The 17,273-nt window shown below is 60.2% G+C and carries 21 protein-coding genes and 1 tRNA gene; 7 read left to right on the top strand and 15 right to left on the bottom strand.

Annotation, left to right across the window (positions count from 1 at the left end; all coding sequences use genetic code 11):
• Position 1 precedes the first annotated feature (1 nt).
• The 4 genes from BDE40_RS16500 to petA form a co-directional block, all read right to left on the bottom strand.
• Entirely contained in the window at positions 2 to 451 is a 450-nt protein-coding gene (locus tag BDE40_RS16500; protein ID WP_134016428.1) for a CreA family protein, read from the bottom strand.
• Between the two features lie 140 nt (positions 452 to 591).
• A complete protein-coding gene (locus BDE40_RS16495) occupies positions 592 to 1,398 on the bottom strand; it encodes a cytochrome c1 (RefSeq protein ID WP_134016426.1) in 807 nt (268 codons plus the stop codon).
• A 13-nt stretch (positions 1,399 to 1,411) separates the two neighbouring features.
• Positions 1,412 to 2,749 (bottom strand): cytochrome b, encoded by a 1,338-nt coding sequence (gene petB, locus BDE40_RS16490; protein WP_134016424.1) that lies wholly within the window; start codon positions 2,747 to 2,749, stop codon positions 1,412 to 1,414.
• 13 nt (positions 2,750 to 2,762) lie between these two features.
• Complete coding sequence (gene petA, locus BDE40_RS16485) at positions 2,763 to 3,326, bottom strand: ubiquinol-cytochrome c reductase iron-sulfur subunit (protein WP_134016422.1); 564 nt, start codon at positions 3,324 to 3,326, stop codon at positions 2,763 to 2,765.
• A gap of 137 nt (positions 3,327 to 3,463) precedes the next feature.
• Here petA and BDE40_RS16480 point away from each other — a divergent pair, with 137 nt between their 5' ends.
• Entirely contained in the window at positions 3,464 to 3,922 is a 459-nt protein-coding gene (locus BDE40_RS16480) for a tRNA (cytidine(34)-2'-O)-methyltransferase (RefSeq protein ID WP_134016420.1), read from the top strand.
• Positions 3,923 to 3,984: 62 nt separating this feature from the next.
• Positions 3,985 to 4,551 (top strand): hypothetical protein, encoded by a 567-nt coding sequence (locus BDE40_RS16475; protein WP_246030490.1) that lies wholly within the window; start codon positions 3,985 to 3,987, stop codon positions 4,549 to 4,551.
• Here BDE40_RS16475 and BDE40_RS16470 read toward each other — a convergent pair.
• From BDE40_RS16470 to dapF, 6 genes are read right to left on the bottom strand one after another with little or no spacing between them, the layout of a single operon-like run.
• A complete protein-coding gene (locus tag BDE40_RS16470) occupies positions 4,548 to 4,967 on the bottom strand; it encodes a GNAT family N-acetyltransferase (RefSeq protein WP_134016418.1) in 420 nt (139 codons plus the stop codon). The two genes, BDE40_RS16475 and BDE40_RS16470, sit on opposite strands and share 4 nt — an antisense overlap.
• A 2-nt stretch (positions 4,968 to 4,969) precedes the next feature.
• Positions 4,970 to 5,584 (bottom strand): glutathione S-transferase, encoded by a 615-nt coding sequence (locus BDE40_RS16465; RefSeq protein WP_134016416.1) that lies wholly within the window; start codon positions 5,582 to 5,584, stop codon positions 4,970 to 4,972.
• Positions 5,581 to 6,213, bottom strand: coding sequence for an FMN-binding negative transcriptional regulator (locus BDE40_RS16460; RefSeq protein ID WP_134016414.1), 633 nt, complete (start codon positions 6,211 to 6,213; stop codon positions 5,581 to 5,583). The genes BDE40_RS16465 and BDE40_RS16460 overlap by 4 nt, the downstream gene beginning before the upstream one ends.
• Before the next feature lie 19 nt (positions 6,214 to 6,232).
• Positions 6,233 to 6,898, bottom strand: a complete 666-nt coding sequence (locus BDE40_RS16455) for a glutathione S-transferase (protein ID WP_134016412.1) — start codon at positions 6,896 to 6,898, stop codon at positions 6,233 to 6,235.
• On the bottom strand, positions 6,895 to 8,127 hold the full coding sequence (gene mtaB / locus BDE40_RS16450; RefSeq protein ID WP_134016410.1) for a tRNA (N(6)-L-threonylcarbamoyladenosine(37)-C(2))-methylthiotransferase MtaB: 1,233 nt from the start codon (positions 8,125 to 8,127) through the stop codon (positions 6,895 to 6,897). Before mtaB ends, BDE40_RS16455 begins: the two co-directional genes overlap by 4 nt.
• Complete coding sequence (gene dapF / locus BDE40_RS16445) at positions 8,124 to 8,960, bottom strand: diaminopimelate epimerase (protein ID WP_134016409.1); 837 nt, start codon at positions 8,958 to 8,960, stop codon at positions 8,124 to 8,126. Before dapF ends, mtaB begins: the two co-directional genes overlap by 4 nt.
• A 107-nt stretch (positions 8,961 to 9,067) precedes the next feature.
• Between dapF and BDE40_RS16440 the strand changes: the two genes are divergently transcribed.
• The 4 genes from BDE40_RS16440 to BDE40_RS16425 all read left to right on the top strand — a co-directional run bounded on the left by BDE40_RS16440 (position 9,068) and on the right by BDE40_RS16425 (position 11,919).
• Positions 9,068 to 9,143, top strand: a tRNA-Lys gene (locus BDE40_RS16440).
• Between the two features lie 558 nt (positions 9,144 to 9,701).
• The gene (locus BDE40_RS16435) at positions 9,702 to 10,406 is read left to right on the top strand and encodes an ABC transporter permease (RefSeq protein ID WP_134016407.1); all 705 of its coding nucleotides are present in this window, start codon (positions 9,702 to 9,704) and stop codon (positions 10,404 to 10,406) included.
• Entirely contained in the window at positions 10,400 to 11,116 is a 717-nt protein-coding gene (locus BDE40_RS16430) for an ATP-binding cassette domain-containing protein (protein ID WP_134016405.1), read from the top strand. The genes BDE40_RS16435 and BDE40_RS16430 overlap by 7 nt, the downstream gene beginning before the upstream one ends.
• Positions 11,113 to 11,919, top strand: a complete 807-nt coding sequence (locus BDE40_RS16425) for an ABC transporter substrate-binding protein (RefSeq protein WP_134016403.1) — start codon at positions 11,113 to 11,115, stop codon at positions 11,917 to 11,919. The genes BDE40_RS16430 and BDE40_RS16425 overlap by 4 nt, the downstream gene beginning before the upstream one ends.
• A 2-nt stretch (positions 11,920 to 11,921) precedes the next feature.
• Here the strand turns inward: BDE40_RS16425 and BDE40_RS16420 are convergent, their stop codons facing one another.
• Genes BDE40_RS16420 through BDE40_RS16405 form a run of 4 tightly spaced genes read right to left on the bottom strand, consistent with a single transcriptional unit; the run spans position 11,922 to position 14,374 of the window.
• On the bottom strand, positions 11,922 to 12,416 hold the full coding sequence (locus BDE40_RS16420; RefSeq protein WP_134016401.1) for a DUF6505 family protein: 495 nt from the start codon (positions 12,414 to 12,416) through the stop codon (positions 11,922 to 11,924).
• Positions 12,413 to 13,114 (bottom strand): biotin/lipoate--protein ligase family protein, encoded by a 702-nt coding sequence (locus tag BDE40_RS16415; RefSeq protein ID WP_134016399.1) that lies wholly within the window; start codon positions 13,112 to 13,114, stop codon positions 12,413 to 12,415. Before BDE40_RS16415 ends, BDE40_RS16420 begins: the two co-directional genes overlap by 4 nt.
• The gene (locus BDE40_RS16410) at positions 13,111 to 14,178 is read right to left on the bottom strand and encodes an Mrp/NBP35 family ATP-binding protein (protein ID WP_134016397.1); all 1,068 of its coding nucleotides are present in this window, start codon (positions 14,176 to 14,178) and stop codon (positions 13,111 to 13,113) included. Before BDE40_RS16410 ends, BDE40_RS16415 begins: the two co-directional genes overlap by 4 nt.
• A gap of 1 nt (position 14,179) precedes the next feature.
• Entirely contained in the window at positions 14,180 to 14,374 is a 195-nt protein-coding gene (locus BDE40_RS16405; protein WP_134016394.1) for a DUF6494 family protein, read from the bottom strand.
• Between the two features lie 57 nt (positions 14,375 to 14,431).
• On the opposite strand from BDE40_RS16405, the gene BDE40_RS16400 reads away from it, so the two are divergent.
• On the top strand, positions 14,432 to 15,163 hold the full coding sequence (locus BDE40_RS16400; RefSeq protein ID WP_134016392.1) for a c-type cytochrome: 732 nt from the start codon (positions 14,432 to 14,434) through the stop codon (positions 15,161 to 15,163).
• Here the strand turns inward: BDE40_RS16400 and BDE40_RS16395 are convergent.
• Complete coding sequence (locus BDE40_RS16395; protein ID WP_134016390.1) at positions 15,157 to 17,115, bottom strand: 4Fe-4S binding protein; 1,959 nt, start codon at positions 17,113 to 17,115, stop codon at positions 15,157 to 15,159. The genes BDE40_RS16400 and BDE40_RS16395 overlap by 7 nt on opposite strands.
• Positions 17,116 to 17,273 lie beyond the last annotated feature (158 nt).

Below are 17,273 nucleotides of genomic sequence, written 5' to 3'. Positions count from 1 at the left end.
CTTACTGGGCTTGATAGAGCGGCACAGTCGAGATCGACATCTTTGCAGAGCCCTGAGTTAGCTCGTTGCCATGTGCCAGATAGATCAACACCTGATTCTCATCGTCGTAGATGCGCGACAGGCGCAGGGACTTAAAGATGACTGACCTTCCTTCGCGAAAGACCGTTTCGCCGTCGTCGGACCGGTCAATATCACCAATCGAGATCGGCCCCGTCTGGCGGCAATCGATGGACGCGTTTGAAGGGTCCTCGAACCAGTTGCCGTTGGACAGGCGGTCGATCAGGCTCCGGTCAAAATAGGCGATGTGGCAGGTCACGCCCTCCACGTCAGGATCGGGAATAGCTTCGATGATGATGTCGTTGCCGACCCAGTCCACCCCGACGCGACCAACTTCTTCAGCGGCGAGCGTGAATGGTAGGCAGCACAGGATTGCGGTCAGTAGATGTTTCATCGGCTTGCTCCGGTTTTATACCATTAGTCGCTTGTGATGAAGATGGTGCCACTTCACCCGGTTCACAACACCTTTCGTGGCGCGCATAGAAAAAGGCGCGCCACGAGGGACGCGCCTTTCAAAGTCTTTAGCGAAAGCGCTTAGTCTTTGCGCTTGATCGGTGCCCAAATGCGTTTGTTGGTCAGGTAGAGCAACACAGTCAGGATAACCAAGAAGAACACAGCGACGAAGCCTGTACGCTTGCGGGCGTCTTGATGTGGCTCGGCTGTCCAGCGCAGGAAGGCCGCGACGTCTTCTGCTTCGTGGTGCAACTCGTTGGAGTGACCGTCGGCAAATTCGACATCCTCGCCGTATAGCGGTGGCGCCATAGCGATCCAGCCGCCCGGGAAGGCGGTGTTTTCGTAGAACGTGGTGCCGGCTTCTTCTTTTTCTTCACCGGTATAGCCGGTGAGAAGCGACGCGATGTACTCGGCGCCGCCGATGCCGTTCACGAGTTGGTTGATCCCGGTACCCATTGGGCCGTGGAAACCAGCGCGTGCCTTTGCCATCAAGGACAGGTCAGGTGCATTGGCAGAATTAAGCGCCGGGAAATTGTCCGTCGGAAGCAAGGTACGATACTCTTCGGTTGTTTTGTCGAAGAGTTTCGGATTCGACAGTTCGTCGTTGATCGGGAACGCTTTTGCGTAGGCCTTCATCTGGTCTTCGGGCAGCGCAGGGCCACCTTCATCTGCCAGCGTGCGCATGGGCACGAATTTCAGGCCGTGACAGGACGAGCATACCTCTGTGTAGATTTTCAGACCACGTTGAAGCTGGTTCTGATCGAAGGTGCCAAACGGCCCCTCGTAGGAGAAATCCACATCATGGGTGTGGCCCGCGTCACCAGCTGCAAAAGCGCCGGAAGCGAGAGCCACAGCCGAGACTGTTGCGAGTGAGAGTTTTTTGAGCATCGGTATCTTCCTCTTACTCTGCAGGCTTCGCGACAGCGTCGGAGCCTTTGGCGGGATAATGCGCGTCGAAGTCTTCTTCGATCGTCGCCGGACGGGCCAGCGGCTTCTCGATAACGCCCAGTAGTGGCAGGATGACCAAGAAATAGCCAAACCAGTATGCCGACGCGATCAGCGAGATCCAGTCATGCGGGAACTCGGTATCACGTGCGCCGACCCACATCAGGACGAAGAAGTCGACAACCAGCAGCGCAAACCACCATTTGAACATTGGACGGTAGCGGCCCGAACGAACCGACGACGTGTCCAGCCAAGGTGCCAGCGCCATAACGGCGATGGAGCCGAACATAGCAGCCACACCGAAGAACTTAGCGTCAACGATGCCACCGGTTACGAAGGACACAAGCTGCACGACCCACACATCAGCGGTAAAGGCCCGCAGGATGGCGTAGAAGGGCAGGAAGTACCATTCCGGCACGATGTGCGCAGGCGTGGCGAGCGCATTGGCCTCGATGTAGTTATCGGGGTGGCCCAGATAGTTCGGCATGAAGCCCACGATTGTCCAGAAGACGATCATGATGACGCCAAGCGCGAACAGGTCTTTCATCACGAAATAGGGCCAGAACGGAACGGTGTCTTTCGCCGCGTCTTCTTTCGACGTGCGACGTACCTCAACACCGGTCGGGTTGTTGTTGCCCGTGGTGTGGAACGCCCAGATGTGAACGGCAACAAGGCCGGCGATCACGAAGGGCAAAAGGTAGTGCAGCGAGAAGAAGCGGTTCAGCGTGGCGTTGTCCACAGCAGGCCCGCCCAGCAGCCACGTTTGCAGCATTTCGCCAACGCCCGGGATGGCGCCAAACAGGCCGGTGATCACGGTCGCGCCCCAGAAGGACATCTGACCCCATGGCAGCACGTAGCCCATGAAGGCTGTGCCCATCATGGCGAGGTAGATGATCATGCCGATGATCCACGTGATTTCACGTGGGGCCTTGTAAGAGCCGTAATACAACCCGCGGAAGATGTGGGCGTATACGGCCACAAAGAACAGCGACGCGCCGTTGGCGTGCAGGTAACGAAGCATGTAGCCGCCGTTTACGTTGCGCGTAATGTGCTCGACCGACGCGAAGGCCAGATCGACATGTGGGGTGTAGTGCATCGCCAGCACAATGCCGGTGATGATTTGCAGAACCAGACAGAATGTCAGGACGATGCCCCAGATCCACATCCAGTTCAGGTTCTTTGGAGTTGGGATCATCAGGGTGTCATAGAGCAAGCCAACAATCGGCAGGCGCGTGTGAAGCCACTTCTCGCCGCCGGATTTCGGCTCATAATGGTCGTGTGGGATACCAGCCATAATCGTTTCTCCCTTAACCGAGTTTCAGCACGTCTTCCGACGTGAATTGAGAGACAGGCACCAGCATGTTGCGCGGCGCGGGGCCTTTGCGGATACGGCCAGCTGTGTCGTAGTGAGACCCGTGGCACGGGCAGAACCAGCCACCAAAGTCGCCAGCGTCGCCCAAAGGCACGCAGCCAAGGTGCGTACAAACGCCGATCATCACCAGCCACTCGCCATCTTCGTCGAGTGTGCGGTTTTGGTCTTCGGCATCTGCCTCTGGACCAAGGTTGTTGTTTTCTGCGCCGGTGTCAGGCAAGTCCGACAGCGCGACAGCGCGGGCGGCTTCGATCTCGTCCGCGGTGCGGCGGCGGATGAAAACCGGCTTACCCAACCATTTGACGGTCAGTTGCGTACCAGGCTCGATGCCGGACACATCAACGTCGATGGAGGCCAGAGCCTGCACGTCAGCGGAGGGGTTCATCTGATTGACCAAGGGCCAGACGGCGGCCCCTGTAGTCACTGCGCCTGCACCCGCTGTTGCGTAGTACAGGAAGTCGCGACGGGTTGCGCCGCTGTGGTCGTCTGCGTGGGACACGAGAACTTCTCCCTTGTCGGACCGCTTGTGCGGCCGGTAAAATTGAAGAATCCGCACCGAGGGCGCAGGATATCGGGGCTAGATATATTCTAAGGTACCCCCACGTCCACCCATGAACGTACTGTAAGGGAAGCCATTTGTCGCACTATGTCCAAATTGCAGCGTTTGAGCCCGATTTAGCCCCGAATTTGGGGTCATTGGTGCGCTTGGGCGTCTGCTTCGATGCTCCGATCCACGTTATCGAGCCCTGCGGATTTCCTTTTTCGCTAAAATTGTTGAGATCACGCGCGCTGGATTACGGCGAAAAAGCCGAACTTCACCATCATGACAGCTGGGACGCCTTCGAGGCGGCAAAACCGGGACGTCTGGTGCTTTTGACCACCAAAGGCGCGACTGATTTATGGGATTTCGAATTTCAACAGGGCGATTGCCTGCTGGTGGGGCGCGAAAGCGCCGGGGTGCCGGATCACGTACACGAGGCCGCTGATGGGCGGGTAAAAATAGCCATGCCGGGTGGCGGGCGGAGCCTGAACGTGGCGATTTCGGCTGGAATTGCGATTGCAGAGGCGCATCGGCAGTTGCGGGATATTGTCTAGCGGTTGTTTTGTCCGTTTAGTTGCATAGGTTCACATTAACGCGGTCAATGGTGAGGGTTCACATGAATAAGCGCTACATTCTGTGTGTGTTCTCTGTTGCAGCAGCAGCGGGCATTTTGATGTGGGGCGGTGCGGTTGCTCAGCACGGTATGATGTCCGGTCACCACAACTGCGGCCAAGGCCACGACGAAGTCCGAATGCCCATGCTGAATGGTGGGGACACGACACCCGAGGAAGTGGAAGAGCTACGCGCATTGTTCACAGAGCACACATCTCTGGAACGAACGGTGGAGAACCTGCCCAACGGAATCAGGACAGTCACCGAAACCGACGACCCCGAACTTTTGGAGGCGTTGTTCAATCATGCTGTCGGGATGATCGCCCGTGTTGACGAAAGCCGCAATCCGCATATCCCGATCCAAAGCCCGACCTTGGACTACTTGTTTGACCACCCGGAGCGGATAACCACCGATATCGAGCCGACAGATAAAGGATTAATCGTGACGCAGACGTCGGATGACCCGAAAATGGTGGAAGCTCTGCAAACCCATGCGGCAGAGGTCAGTGACCTTGCTGCGCGCGGAATGGCGTCGGTGCATGACGCTATGATGAATCGTCACTCTAACTAGTCCGTTAGTGAGCGGGCCATATCACGGTGAGGAATTCCAGCGTCGTCGAACTCTGGTCCGAAAACCTCGAACCCCAGCTTTTCGTAGAATCCGATGGCGTGAGTTTGCGATCCCAAGACCGCCTCTTCGAAATCTGCGCGCAGGTCGGTCAGGATGAATCGCATCAACTCCGCCCCCAAACCGGTTCCGCGATGAGCGTCTAGCACTGCGACACGCTGGATTTTTGCCTTGGGGCCAAGCGGTTTAACCCGCGCCGTCGCGGCGGGGGTGCCGCCCACGTTTGCAAGGTAGTGGATACAGTCGGGGTCTTCGCCATCCACCTCCTCGGCCTCGGGAACGTCTTGGCCTTCGATGAATACCACCCGCCTGATGTTCAGGCAGGTGGCAATGTCGTCTGTGCGGTCAATCTGGGCCACTGCTAGCCAGCGGGTGGAACGGTTGCGATCATGCTGTCCCGTTTGGCAAATTCAGCCTCCCACGCAGCAAGCTTTGGACGGCCCTCGCGCCAGTTGCGGTCGGAGTGGCGAAAGTCGAGGTAGCCCAAGGCGCAACCCGTCGCGATCTGGCCGACATTTAGAATGTCCCAAGGGATAACATCAATCCAAGACTTCTCCAAAGCATCAAGTGTCGTGCTTATCTTGCGCCACTGGGCTTCGGTCCACGCCGCGAATTGCTTGTCCTCTGGTCGAATACGAGCCTCGTAAACCATCAGAATTGCTGCATCAAGAACGCCATCGGCCGTGGCCTCAAGCGTTTGTATTTGCCATGTGTCATCGCCCTCACCGTAGAGCCCCGCCTTTACGCGGTCGTCGAAGAAGCGGCAGATGACGCGGCTGTCATAGATGGGCTGTCCGCTATCAAGCGCCAGTGCCGGAATTTTTCCCAACGGGTTCAGATCACGCGGCATCGTGCCCGGATCAACGGGTGTGCCGCCAACTGGCTCCATTTCCACGTCATCGAGTTGGCCGGTTTCACGCAAAAGGACGAGTACCTTGCGTACATAGGGGGATGTCGGGCTTGAAAAAAGCTTCATTTCGAGGTCTCCGGTTTGGCTCCGCGCATTAGTGCGGAGAGGATTTGTGTTTCCTGCCCGATACCGTATCCCGCGACATGGTCTGCGGCAGTTAATCGGGCGTCTTCTGGTTTGTTCTGGCCGAGCTTCCACGTGCCATCGATTTTGGCGACTTCGAAGTGGAACGGCTGGATCTGACGCATCATCCGTTCAAGAACACCGTCGGACATCTTGTCAGTAGTCCATGGGGCTTTTGGGAGGAGGTTCTCCTCAAAATGTGCGGAAAGGCGATTTAGCAACGGGTGCAGTTGATCTTGCGGTAAGGGGCGCAAGGTACCCGTGATTCGAATAGCGACATAGTTCCACGTCGGGACCTGATCCTCGACGCCGTACCAGTCTGGCGAGATATAGCTGTCCGGACCCGTTACGGTGACTACCGCATCTAGCGGCTCCTTACAGGCGCGGGCGATGGGGTTGGAGCGGACAAGGTGTAGCTCTGCCTGCTGGCCGTTTTCATTCAACAGGATCGGAATATGGGCTGTGAGCGGACCATCCTCTCCATTGATGGCCAAAGTGCCAAACCCGCGCTCGCGGACGAAGCCGATATTTCGGCTAGCTGTCTCGTGGCGAAAGGCGGGATTTGGATGCATGATGCTATCCTTGGCGGTGTTAGGCCAAGGGCGCAAGGGTTGGCGGATCACCTGCCTGCCATTTGGGATATTTCACCATGATTGCGGCGAAGCGGTCGGAGGTGAGATGTGCATCCAACCACCTGTGTAAATGCGGCCATGGTTTTGCGTCAAACCAAGCGCGATCGGTGTTGGCGAACTGCCGTATAAACGGGAAGATTGCTATGTCCGCGAGAGTAGGCTGCGCGCCAAGAAGATATGGCTTTTGGGCCAGAATAGAGTCGTAACTCTCTAAAGTGCTCGCTCCGGCCGCACGCCATGTTTCGGGATCGTTGTCGTGCCGGTTCGCGTATTTGTACCGGTCGAGTGCAGTCTTGAAGGGTCCGTCATTTTGCGCGATCAGCGCGAGACTGTCTTCGCGATTATGTAGCCAGTTTTCAGGATCGTTCTGATCAAGCGCCCATTGCATGATGTCGAGGCTCTCTTCGATCACCACATCAGATGCGATGACAACTGGCACCGTGCCTTTCGGAGAGGCTTCCAGAAACTCGGGGGCTTTATCCCGCAGCACTATTTCGCGGTGCTGCATGGTTAATCCAGCCGCGTGAATAGCAAGACGCGCCCGCATCGCATAGGGGCAACGGCGGAAGCTGTAGAGAATTGGGATGCCTCCGGCGGGAATATTTTCACCAAGATGAAGACTCATGCGCGTAGCTGGGTGCCTTCGGTCCCGATGATACGGGCGGGGATGATCTGGCCTACGGGTTGGTCGGTGTCGAACAGCGTTTCGGTGAACTGCTCAGTCCGGCCCATGCGCGGGTTTTCCATCAGGATGTTATGCGTGAGGCCAACGCGGGAGGTGAGGTGTTTTTGAACCTGCGCTTCACCAGCGGCGCGCAACCGGGCGGCGCGGGCTTTGATGTCTTTGCCATTGACGGCGGGCATCTTGGCGGCAGGCGTTCCCTGACGGGCGGAATAGGGGAAGACGTGCAGCCATGTCAGGTCGCAGTCCTCGACGAGCTTGAGCGAGTTTTCGAACATCGGGTCCGTTTCGGTCGGGAAGCCCGCGATGATGTCTGCGCCATAGGTCATGTCCGGGCGCAGTTTGCGGGCGTCTTCGCAGAACCGAATTGCGTCATCGCGCAGGTGGCGGCGCTTCATGCGTTTCAGGATCATGTCATCGCCAGCTTGCAGGCTGAGATGCAGGTGGGGCATCAGGCGTGGCTCTGTTGCGATGGCTTGCATGAGGGAGGGATCGACCTCGATGCTATCGATGGAGGAGATGCGCAGGCGCGGTAGGTCAGGAACCAACTTGAGGATGCGTAGCACCAGATCGCCGAGTTGTGGCGTGGCGGGAAGGTCGGCACCCCAAGAGGTGAGGTCGACGCCGGTCAGCACTACTTCGTTATAGCCTTTGTCGACGAGGCGTTTGATCTGGTCGACCACGACGCCCGCAGGGACAGAGCGCGAATTGCCGCGACCATAGGGGATGATGCAAAAGGTGCAGCGATGGTCGCAGCCGTTTTGCACCTGCACATAAGCCCGCGCACGGGTGCCGAAGCCGTCGATCAGGTGACCGGCGGTTTCCTCGACGCTCATGATGTCGTCGACCTGCACCTTTTCGGTGTCGGGCAGGAAGCCCCATGTGGCACGGTTCATCTTCTCGGTATTGCCGATCACATTGTCGACTTCGGCCATGTTAGAGAATGTTTCGGGCTCGGTTTGCGCGGCGCAACCGGTGACGACAAGGCGGGCGTTCGGGTTCTCTCGGCGCAGTTTGCGGATGTCTTGGCGGGCCTTGCGCACGGCCTCGGCAGTTACCGCGCAGGTGTTCACCACGACCAGATTGTCCTGGCCTTGTGTCAGGTCGCGCATCGCCTCTGTCTCGTAGGCGTTCAGGCGGCAGCCGTGGGTGGAGAAAATTGGCGGCTTCATAGCGCGGCCAGAAATTCGGGCGTCAGATGGCCCGAGAACACGTGCGCTGTGGGGCCGGTCATCCAGACGCCGTCGTCGCGCCAATCGATATCGATGCGCCCGCCGTCAAGATCGATGCGCACCTGGTTGCCGGTCAGGCCGCGCCGCGCGGCGGCCACAGCGGTCGCACAGGAGGACGAGCCGGAGGCCAGTGTTACGCCGACGCCGCGCTCCCAGACGCGCATGCGCAGATGGTTTTCACCGACCAGATGCGCGACTTGCACATTGGTGCGCTCTGGAAACAGAGGGTGCTTTTCATGTGCAGCGCCAAAACTGGGCAGATCGACCAATTCGGCGTCCTCTACGAAGAATGTGCAATGCGGGTTGCCCATTCCAGTCGCGGTGGGATTGCCGTCAATGGGCAACTCCAATGTGTCCATTTCACGGGCAAGCGGCACGTCGTGCCATTCTAGAAGCGGTGCACCCATATTCACGCGTGTTAGGCCGTTCCCTGCATCTTCGGCACTCAACAACCCGCGTTCGGTTTTGAGGGAGAGAGACGTGATTCCCCGCCGCGCCATTTCGAATCGCGCCACACAGCGTGTGGCGTTGCCACATGCGCCCGCAGTGGACCCGTCGGAATTGAAAAATGTGAGGCCGATATCGGCGCCCGCCACGTCATTTAGAACCGCGAGCTGATCGAATCCCACGCCACGATGGCGGTCGCCCAAAGCGCGCGCGAGGGCCTCGGATACACGCGTATCGTTGCCCCGTTGGTCAATAACCACGAAGTCATTGCCCAGCCCGTGCATTTTCATGAAGGGCAGGCCTAGGGAGGCATCTGCGTGTTGCATGAGCCGCGATATAACCCTCGCACGGACACAATGGAAGACATGGTGCAGATTCACGTGGATTTGGGGGTTGACCCCATGGGGCGACCTTTCTAGATAGCACCCTCAGTGGGCCCTTAGCTCAGTTGGTAGAGCAACTGACTTTTAATCAGTAGGTCGATGGTTCGAACCCATCAGGGCTCACCACTTTCCCCGTCCTGACAAGTGACACTATACCCTCCCTTGCGACAGGCTCTTGTCCCTTTTGTGCTTATTGCAAAACTGTGTTGCGCCAATTGTTCGAAACGACAGTCTTACGATGCATTGACGAAGGCCTGGTCAGCGGCCAGACTGGCAAGCTGGCGTTGAAAGAGATCGAGATATCTGTACGAGAACCGGCGGTGACTTTTACTGACAAGGAAAGTTAATTTGCATCAGAGGCCTCGACGTATCGCATCTTAAAGGCGCACGATCTGATTCCCAGCCAATCCTTCGGCGTGATGAAATGCTGCCTAGACGAATTGAGAGGCTGAGACGTAAGCGCGACAAATCTAGGTTCCACGCGGCCTATGTGCATACCCATTTCGCCACCAAACTTTTGCGTGTTTGCCAAAGCGTCGAGACGGGCGTGTCGCAGGTGATCATCACCAAGTGACAGGGCACGGGACAATCTTCTCCGCCACACTGGACAGCCGCGGCCAACACTCCTAGCAACGTCGGGGCGAATACCGGCGTCGACAGAATGGGCAGGGACGTGCTGACGGCATGACAGAAATTTTCGAAGGACTGCGCGCGGCGTTCTGGCTGGTTATCGCGCTTGATCCAGAGCTGATCGACATCGCGTTGCGGTCCCTGCAGGTGACGCTTTCGGCCTTGGTTATCGCCTGCGTCATCGCCATTCCCTTCGGCACCTATCTGGCCATTTCCCGCTTCCGGCGGCGGCGGCTGGTCATTGCCGTGGTCAACGCCATGATGGGGCTGCCGCCCGTGGTGGTCGGGCTGATTGTGTACCTGTTGCTGTCACGGTCCGGCCCGTTTGGCGTGCTGGGGCTGCTGTTCACCCCCACGGCGATGGTCATTGCGCAGGTTATCATCATCACCCCCTTGATTGCGTCAATCACTCATCAGGCGATGCGGGAGCTTTGGGCCGAATACCACGATCTGCTGATCTCGATGCACACCTCCAAATGGCAGCGGGTCAAAACGCTGATGTGGGACGGGCGGCGCAACCTGTTGACGGCGGCCTTGGCGGGGTTTGGCCGCGCCATTGGCGAGGTTGGCGCGATTATGATCGTCGGCGGCAACATCGACAATGTCACGCGGGTTCTGACCACCGCGATTGCGCTGGAAACCGGCAAGGGCGACTTCGCGCTGGCGCTGGCCTTGGGCTTTGTGTTGATCGCGCTGGCGCTGCTGGTCAACTTCGCGATCCACTGGCTGTCGCGCACCGAACGGGAGGGCCTGTGGTGAGCAACCTGTTCCCCCTGCGGCTGTGTGACGCGCAAGTGAGACGTCGTGGCAAGACGATCCTTGGACCGGTCAATCTGGAATTGGACGGGCAGGGGCTGACGATTATTGTCGGGCCGAACGGGGCAGGCAAAACCAGCCTGCTTCGAGTGATGCACGGGGTGGAGCGGCTGAGCGGAGGCACGGTGCAATGGGGGATGAATGACGACCATGCGCGCGAGCGTCAGGCCTATGTCTTCCAATCCCCGATCATGTTGCGCCGGTCGGTGGCAGACAACCTGCATTACCCGTTGCGCCTTTCTGGCATGGCGCGAGGCGAGGCGTCCCCGCTGGTGGCGGATTGGCTGGCGCGGATCGGGCTGCAGGGTCAACGCCAGATGCAAGCCACCCGTCTCTCGGGCGGGGAGCGGCAAAAGCTGGCCCTTGCGCGGGCGCTGATCCGGCAGCCTGAGGTTCTGTTTCTGGACGAGCCCTGCGCCAACCTTGATGGCCGCGCGACCCGCGAGTTCGAGACCCTTTTGCTGGCCACCCGCGACAGCGGCACGCGGATTGTAATGGCCACCCATGATCTGGGGCAGGCAAAGCGCCTTGCAACCGACGCGCTGTTCATTTTGGGTGGATGTATTCACGAATCGGCCGCTGCGCCGGCCTTTTTTGAAACCCCACAGACACCGGAACTTGCTTCCTTCCTACGCGGAGATATTGTCGAATGATCAAGACCTTAACTGTTATTGCCTCGCTCGCGGCCTCGACCACCTTCGCGGCGGCGGATGACCTGAAACTTGCGGTGACGACATCGTTCGAAAACGCGGGGCTGGCGGATGTTCTGCTGCCACAGATCAAGGCTGATCTGGATCTGGATGTACAACTTCTGGTTGTGGGGACGGGGCAAGCCATCCGCTTGGGCGAAGCGGGTGACGTCGACGCCATTCTGGTGCATTCGCGCAAGGCCGAAGAGGCCTTTCTTGCCGCGGGCTACGGCACCCACCGCCGCGAGATCATGTATAACGACTTCGTTGTGATTGGCCCCAAGGCCGACCCCGCGGGCATTGCGGATGACGGGTCCGTTATCGAGGCGATGCAGGACATAGCCGAAGCCAAACCCGCCTTTGTCAGCCGTGGCGACGACAGCGGCACCCATAAGGCAGAGCTGGCGGTTTGGGCCTCGGCGGGTTTGGACGCGGCGGGTTTCGGGGATTGGTACAACGCGGTTGGCGCGGGCATGGGGGCGGCGCTGAACACTGCAGCGGGCATGGACGCCTACATCCTGTCGGACCGGGCAAGCTGGCTGAAGTTTGGCAACAAGGCGGGGCTGGCGCTGCTCTATTCCAGCGATCCGGCCTTGTTCAACCAATACGCCTTCCTGCCGGTTAATCCGGCCAAGCATCCGCATGTCAAAAACGATCTGGTGTTGCAGCTGGAAGACTGGCTGGTGAGCGACACGGCGAAGGATCTGATCAACGGCTACACCATCGGCGGCGAGACGTTGTTCGTGTTCAACGCCAACGCGGAATAATCCTAATGCTGGTGCGGTTCGTCATCCAGTGATCCGTGGATGGCGAACTGCTCCAGCCCCGCTTCCTGCGCCTCGATTACACGGTAGCTTTCGCGCACGCCTGCATCCGTCAATTCGCGCGCCACAGTGAGCAGCGTGTTGGGCGCGTGCTCTTCACACAGGGACGCCATATGGTCGACTTCTTCGGTGGCGACGGGGCGGGCGGCGTCCAGCGATGGCGCGCCGTAGATATCAACGAAATGCTGCGCCAGCAGATCAATCAGCCAGTCGCGTTCCGACGGCTCGATCTGGGTGACGGCGACGAAGCTGACCCGCCCGAACGTCTCGCAGCCCATCCAGCCATTGGCGAAGGCCTGACGGGCCTTGCCGACCAGATCACCTTCGGACCAGTTGGAGAACTCGAACCCGCCGGATACGCACCATTCACCGGTGCGGGCAGGGCTGTGGAACACGCGGGTGTCGCTTTCGTCAAAATGAATTGCGCGGGCAAGTTTCATGGGAGGGTCTCCAGCAATTCTGTCAGGGCAATCAGCCGCGTCGTGTCGCCTTGTCGCAGCAGCAGGCCGAAGCGCTCATCGACCCCGACGAAATGCCCCGCTTGCCCCAAAACGTCAATGTCGGTGCCTTTGCCATGGGCCAGACCGCCCCATTCGCGGTGCAGGCTGGCCAGACCGTCATCGGACCAGGAATTGAGCCCGACAAGGGTGTGGCGCACCCAGGCTTCCAGCAGCTCCACCGCGTCGACCTCGGCGCAGCCTTCGGCATAGAGCGCGGTTTGGTCGGGGGTCAGGCCGCCCTCGTCCGTTGCGGGCCAGAGCCATAAATCCAGACCGATCACTAGCCAGTCCGGCTCTGCCTCCGGATCGCTAGGGGACGCCGCTATGCGGAACGCCCCGCAACGCCCGCCATTGACGTAGATCGGGCCGTCCCAGCCCAGATGGACCGCGATTTCCGGCGGGCCAAGCGCGCCGAGCGCGTTCTGGAAGCCCACGCCGCACACGGGCAGGGCTGCAAGCGCATCTTGCAACGGCTCTTCGGGGGCAAAGACGATGGCCGCACGCAGGCGGTCGGCGGCCAGATCGTAGAGCACCAACCCCGCGTCGCACCCTTCAACGGCGCGCGCGCAGGCCTGCGCGAACGGATCGCCTGTGACGGCTTCGCCAGTGAATAATGGCGGGAATTGCGGCTGGGTCATGCGTGCCCGTCAGCAATCAGGCGTTGGGCCACGGCGCGGAAGCCTGCGGCCTGCGCGCTGTCGGGCTTGGACACCACGATGGGCGCACCGCCATCGGCGGCAAGGCGGATATCCAGATGCAACGGGATCTCGGCCAATAGGGGAACACCAAGCTTTTCAGCTTCCTTGGCGACACCGCCATGGCCGAAGACGTGTTCCTCGTGGCCGCATTCAGAGCAGATATGGGTCGACATATTCTCGATCATCCCGATGATTGGCGTCTTGAGCTGGTTGAACATGTCGATGCCCTTGCGGGCGTCCATCAGGGCCACATCCTGCGGGGTGCTGACGATGATCGCGCAGTCCACATGGGCCTTCTGCGCCAGCGTCATTTGCACGTCACCGGTTCCGGGTGGCAGGTCGACGATCAGCACATCCAGCGCGCCCCATTGCACCTGCGTCATCATCTGCTGCAAGGCGCCCATCAACATCGGGCCGCGCCAGACCACGGCCTGATCGTCATTGGTCATCAGCCCGATCGACATCATCGTAACACCGAAATTGCGCATGGGCAGGATGGTTTTGCCGTCAGGGGAGGCGGGCCGCCCCGACACGCCCAGCATGCGCGGCTGCGACGGACCGTAGACATCGGCGTCCAGCAACCCCACGCGGCGCCCCTCGGCCGCAAGGGCGCAGGCGAGGTTGGAGGCTATGGTGGACTTGCCCACACCGCCCTTGCCGGACGCCACCGCGAGAATGCGATCCACACCGGGGATTTTCTGCGGGCCGGAGGGGGCCGCGCGTTTAGGGTTCAGGTCGGGCGGGGCGGATGGCTTGCTGTGCGCGGTCATCACCACCGACACGGTGCTGACACCCGCCAAGCCTTTCACCGCGTCTTCGGCTTGCTGGCGCACCTCGCCATAAGCGGCGGCGTGGCTGGGGCTGACCTCCAACACGAAACGGACGGCGTTGTCGTCACCGACGGTTAACGCCTTTACCAAACCCGCCTCGACCAGCGATGCGCCGCTAACGGGATCGTTCAGAGTCTTGAGCAGCCCCAAGACGTCATCGCGGGTGACGGGCACGTCAGGACTGCCCTTCGATCTTGCCGGTGACAACATGTTCCAGATCGACACCGTCGATGGTCAGCACCATTTTGGCCTCGAAGGATTTGCCGGCGGTGTCGCCTGCGTCGCGCATGGCTTGCTCGATCGCCTGTTGCGAGGTGACGCCCACCTGCTTGAGGAATTTGCGCATCGACATATTGAAATCTTCGCTCATGGTCTGTTTTCCTTTATGGTTGATTTATCAGGCGGCCAAGGCCGATGGAGGGCGCTGATGCGACTGATAGCTGCGATACTGGTTTTGCTTGTGCCCGCCACCGCTCTGGCGCAGGACAGCGGCTTTCGCCTCGCGGTGTCTGCCGTGTTGGAGCAAAGCGGGTTCATGCAGCATATCGTGCCGCGGTTTTCGCTCAAGCACGGCATTCGGATCACCCGCGTGGCGGACACCGACCTTGCCGACGCGCGTTTGGGTGCGGAGGGCGTGCCGGTTTTTGCGGGGCTGGGTCAGGTCTGGGCTTTGCAGCATGACGGACATGCGGGCGCCGCGAAATTCGCCAACTGGCTGCGGTCCGAGGTGGGGCGTAACACCATCGCAGCCTTTCAGAAAGACGGCGAGGCGGTATTCACCAGCAATGTTGCCCCTGTCGTGGCAAAGGTTCAGATCAGCTTTGACGGTGACCCGGTGCAGGGTGAAAAGCTGAGCTTTGCCCATTGCGGGCGCTGCCATGTGATAAACGAGACCAACCGGATGAAGGGCATGGGGGCCACGCCGTCCTTTGGGATGCTGCGCACCTTGGGGGATTGGAAAAATCGCTTTGCGACGTTCTACGTTCTCAACCCGCATCCCAGCTTCACCCAAGTGGCAAACATTACCCCTGCCTTCGATCCCAGCCGCCCGCCGGCCATTGTGCCGGTGGAGGTCACGCAAGACGAGATTGAGGCGATCCTTGCCTATGTGGCCACGCTTGCGCCAGCCGATCTGGGGGCCCCGATCCAAAATCAGTGATCCCGCCGCTTGCTGAGGTAATCGTCCGTGGTGCGGGGCTTGGGACGCTCGCCACCCGCGAAGGGATTGTTCTCGGAATGATACTGCGCGTTGATCCGGCAACTGTCGCACATTTGGATCATCCGCGCCGCCTGCGAGTTCTGGAACATCGCGTGCTTGCCCGCGAGCTTTTCGGTGATCTTCTCGACCGTGGATTTCACCCCGAACAGATTGCCACACTCGATGCAGGCGAAGGGCTCCTCCTCGTGCAGCACAGTCTGGGTGAAGGCCGCATCGGTCAGGTCCATCTGCGGGGTCAGGGAGATCGCGTTTTCGGGGCATATGTTACTGCACAACCCGCATTGCAGGCAGGCATCCTCCTGAAAACGCAGCTGCGGCAGGTCGGGATTGTCGCCAAGCGCGCCGGACGGGCAGAGTGACACGCAAGACAGGCAGAGCGTGCAGGCGTCGGTATCGACCAAAACGGCGCCATAAGGTGCCCCTTCGGGCAGGGCGACGGTTTCAACCTCGGGCTGCAAGGTCTTTGCGGCCAGCCGCGCCACCTGACGCCGTGTGCCCATGGGCAGGGCAGGGGTGGTCACCGGTTGTGGTGTGGTTTCAGAATAAAGCGCGTCTGCCAACAGATCGGGGTCGGTTGCGTCGAGCAAGGTGACCGCCGTCTCGCGACCAGACAGGGCAATGGCCAGTGCCGCCTCGCTATCGGGGGCCTCGCGTTCGGTCTTCGGGCTGATCAGCACGGTGACGGAGGCAAAGCCCGCTGCAAGGGCCGCCAGCATTTCGGCATGGCCGAAGGCAGCCAAGGCGCTGACCTCCAACGGAATTACATCGGCCGGCAAGCCACGCCCGAAACGGGCGGTCATGCGGATCATGTCCGCGCCGTGATCCTCGTCATGGACCAGCAGGCGCGGGGCGGTCCCGCCCGCTTTGCGGAAGGTGGAGGCCAATGTGCTGATCCGGCGGAACGTGTCATCGGTGGTGGGGGCGTCATAGGCAATCGCACCTGACGGGCAAACCGCCGCGCAGGCGCCGCATCCGGCGCAGATCATGGGGTCGATAGTGACGTGATCCCCGGCCGACGTGATGGCCCCTGTCGGACACAGGTTCAGACAGCGGGAGCAGGCGGGCTGCTCGGCGCGGGAATGGGCGCAAAGGCTTGGTTCTGTGCGCACATAGAGCGGCTTTTCGAAGGTGCCGACCATTTGCGACGCGGCCAGCACCGCCTTGGCCACCGCAGGCTGGCTGCCGGGATCGGCGCGCAGATAGCCGTCGCGTTTGTCGTCGGCGGAAAACAGCGGGCCTGCGCCGCGCAAATCCAGGATGATATCGCACTGCGACAGCGCGTCATCACGCGGCGGGGTAAGCTGCACCGCGCCGCGCCCGCCGGGGTTTACCTGTTGCAGCGCATCAATGCGGATGTCGAACTGCCCGAGCGTACCGCTGGCATTGCGTAGCGCGCCGGTGACGGTGTCATACCCGAATGCGGTTTCAATCTCCGCGCCCGAGGGCATCAGCACGGTGATGGCCAGAATATCGGCCAGTTGCTGCGCCGCCTCAAACGCGACATCGGACGTGCCAAGGATCAGGCATGTGCCTTCGGACACGACATCAACGCTTTTGGGCATAGCGCGGGACAGGGCGGCCTCTGCCACCAAAGCGGCCATTTTAGCGGCGGCGCTGGCGGCCTCGTCTGACCAGCCTGCGCGGTCGCGAATGTCGACGAAAGACGGCGCCGGCGCGCCCAGCTCCTCGGCCAGCGCGGTGAAGCGGGGTGCCTCTTGCTGGCAGGCGATCATCACCTCGCCCGCGCCAATTGCGTCGGCAGCATCACCAAGCTGCGCTGCGCACAGGCTGGTGAATTTGCGCGAACAGGGCAAACCCGTCGCATCGGACAGGGTCTTGGCGTCTATCGGCTGGCTCCCCAAGCAGTCGCAAATCATCAAAGTTTTGGCCATGTGGTTCCCGCTTTCTGCGCGTTGGCATGTAGCGCCATACGTCCCCCGCAGGACAGCTAGCCAAGATTTGTGCGGAAGGTAAAGGTGCTTTCCTGATCGCGAGGAGCGTCGGCCTATTGCCAAAAGGTCAAATTGCGCACGACTGCATACAGAAAAGC

Origin of the sequence: Litoreibacter halocynthiae (assembly GCF_004365635.1) — a bacterium.
Classification (GTDB): Bacteria; Pseudomonadota; Alphaproteobacteria; order Rhodobacterales; family Rhodobacteraceae; genus Litoreibacter; species Litoreibacter halocynthiae.
The sequence above is the reverse complement of the archived record's forward strand: the minus strand, read 5'-3'. Positions and strand labels throughout refer to the sequence as shown.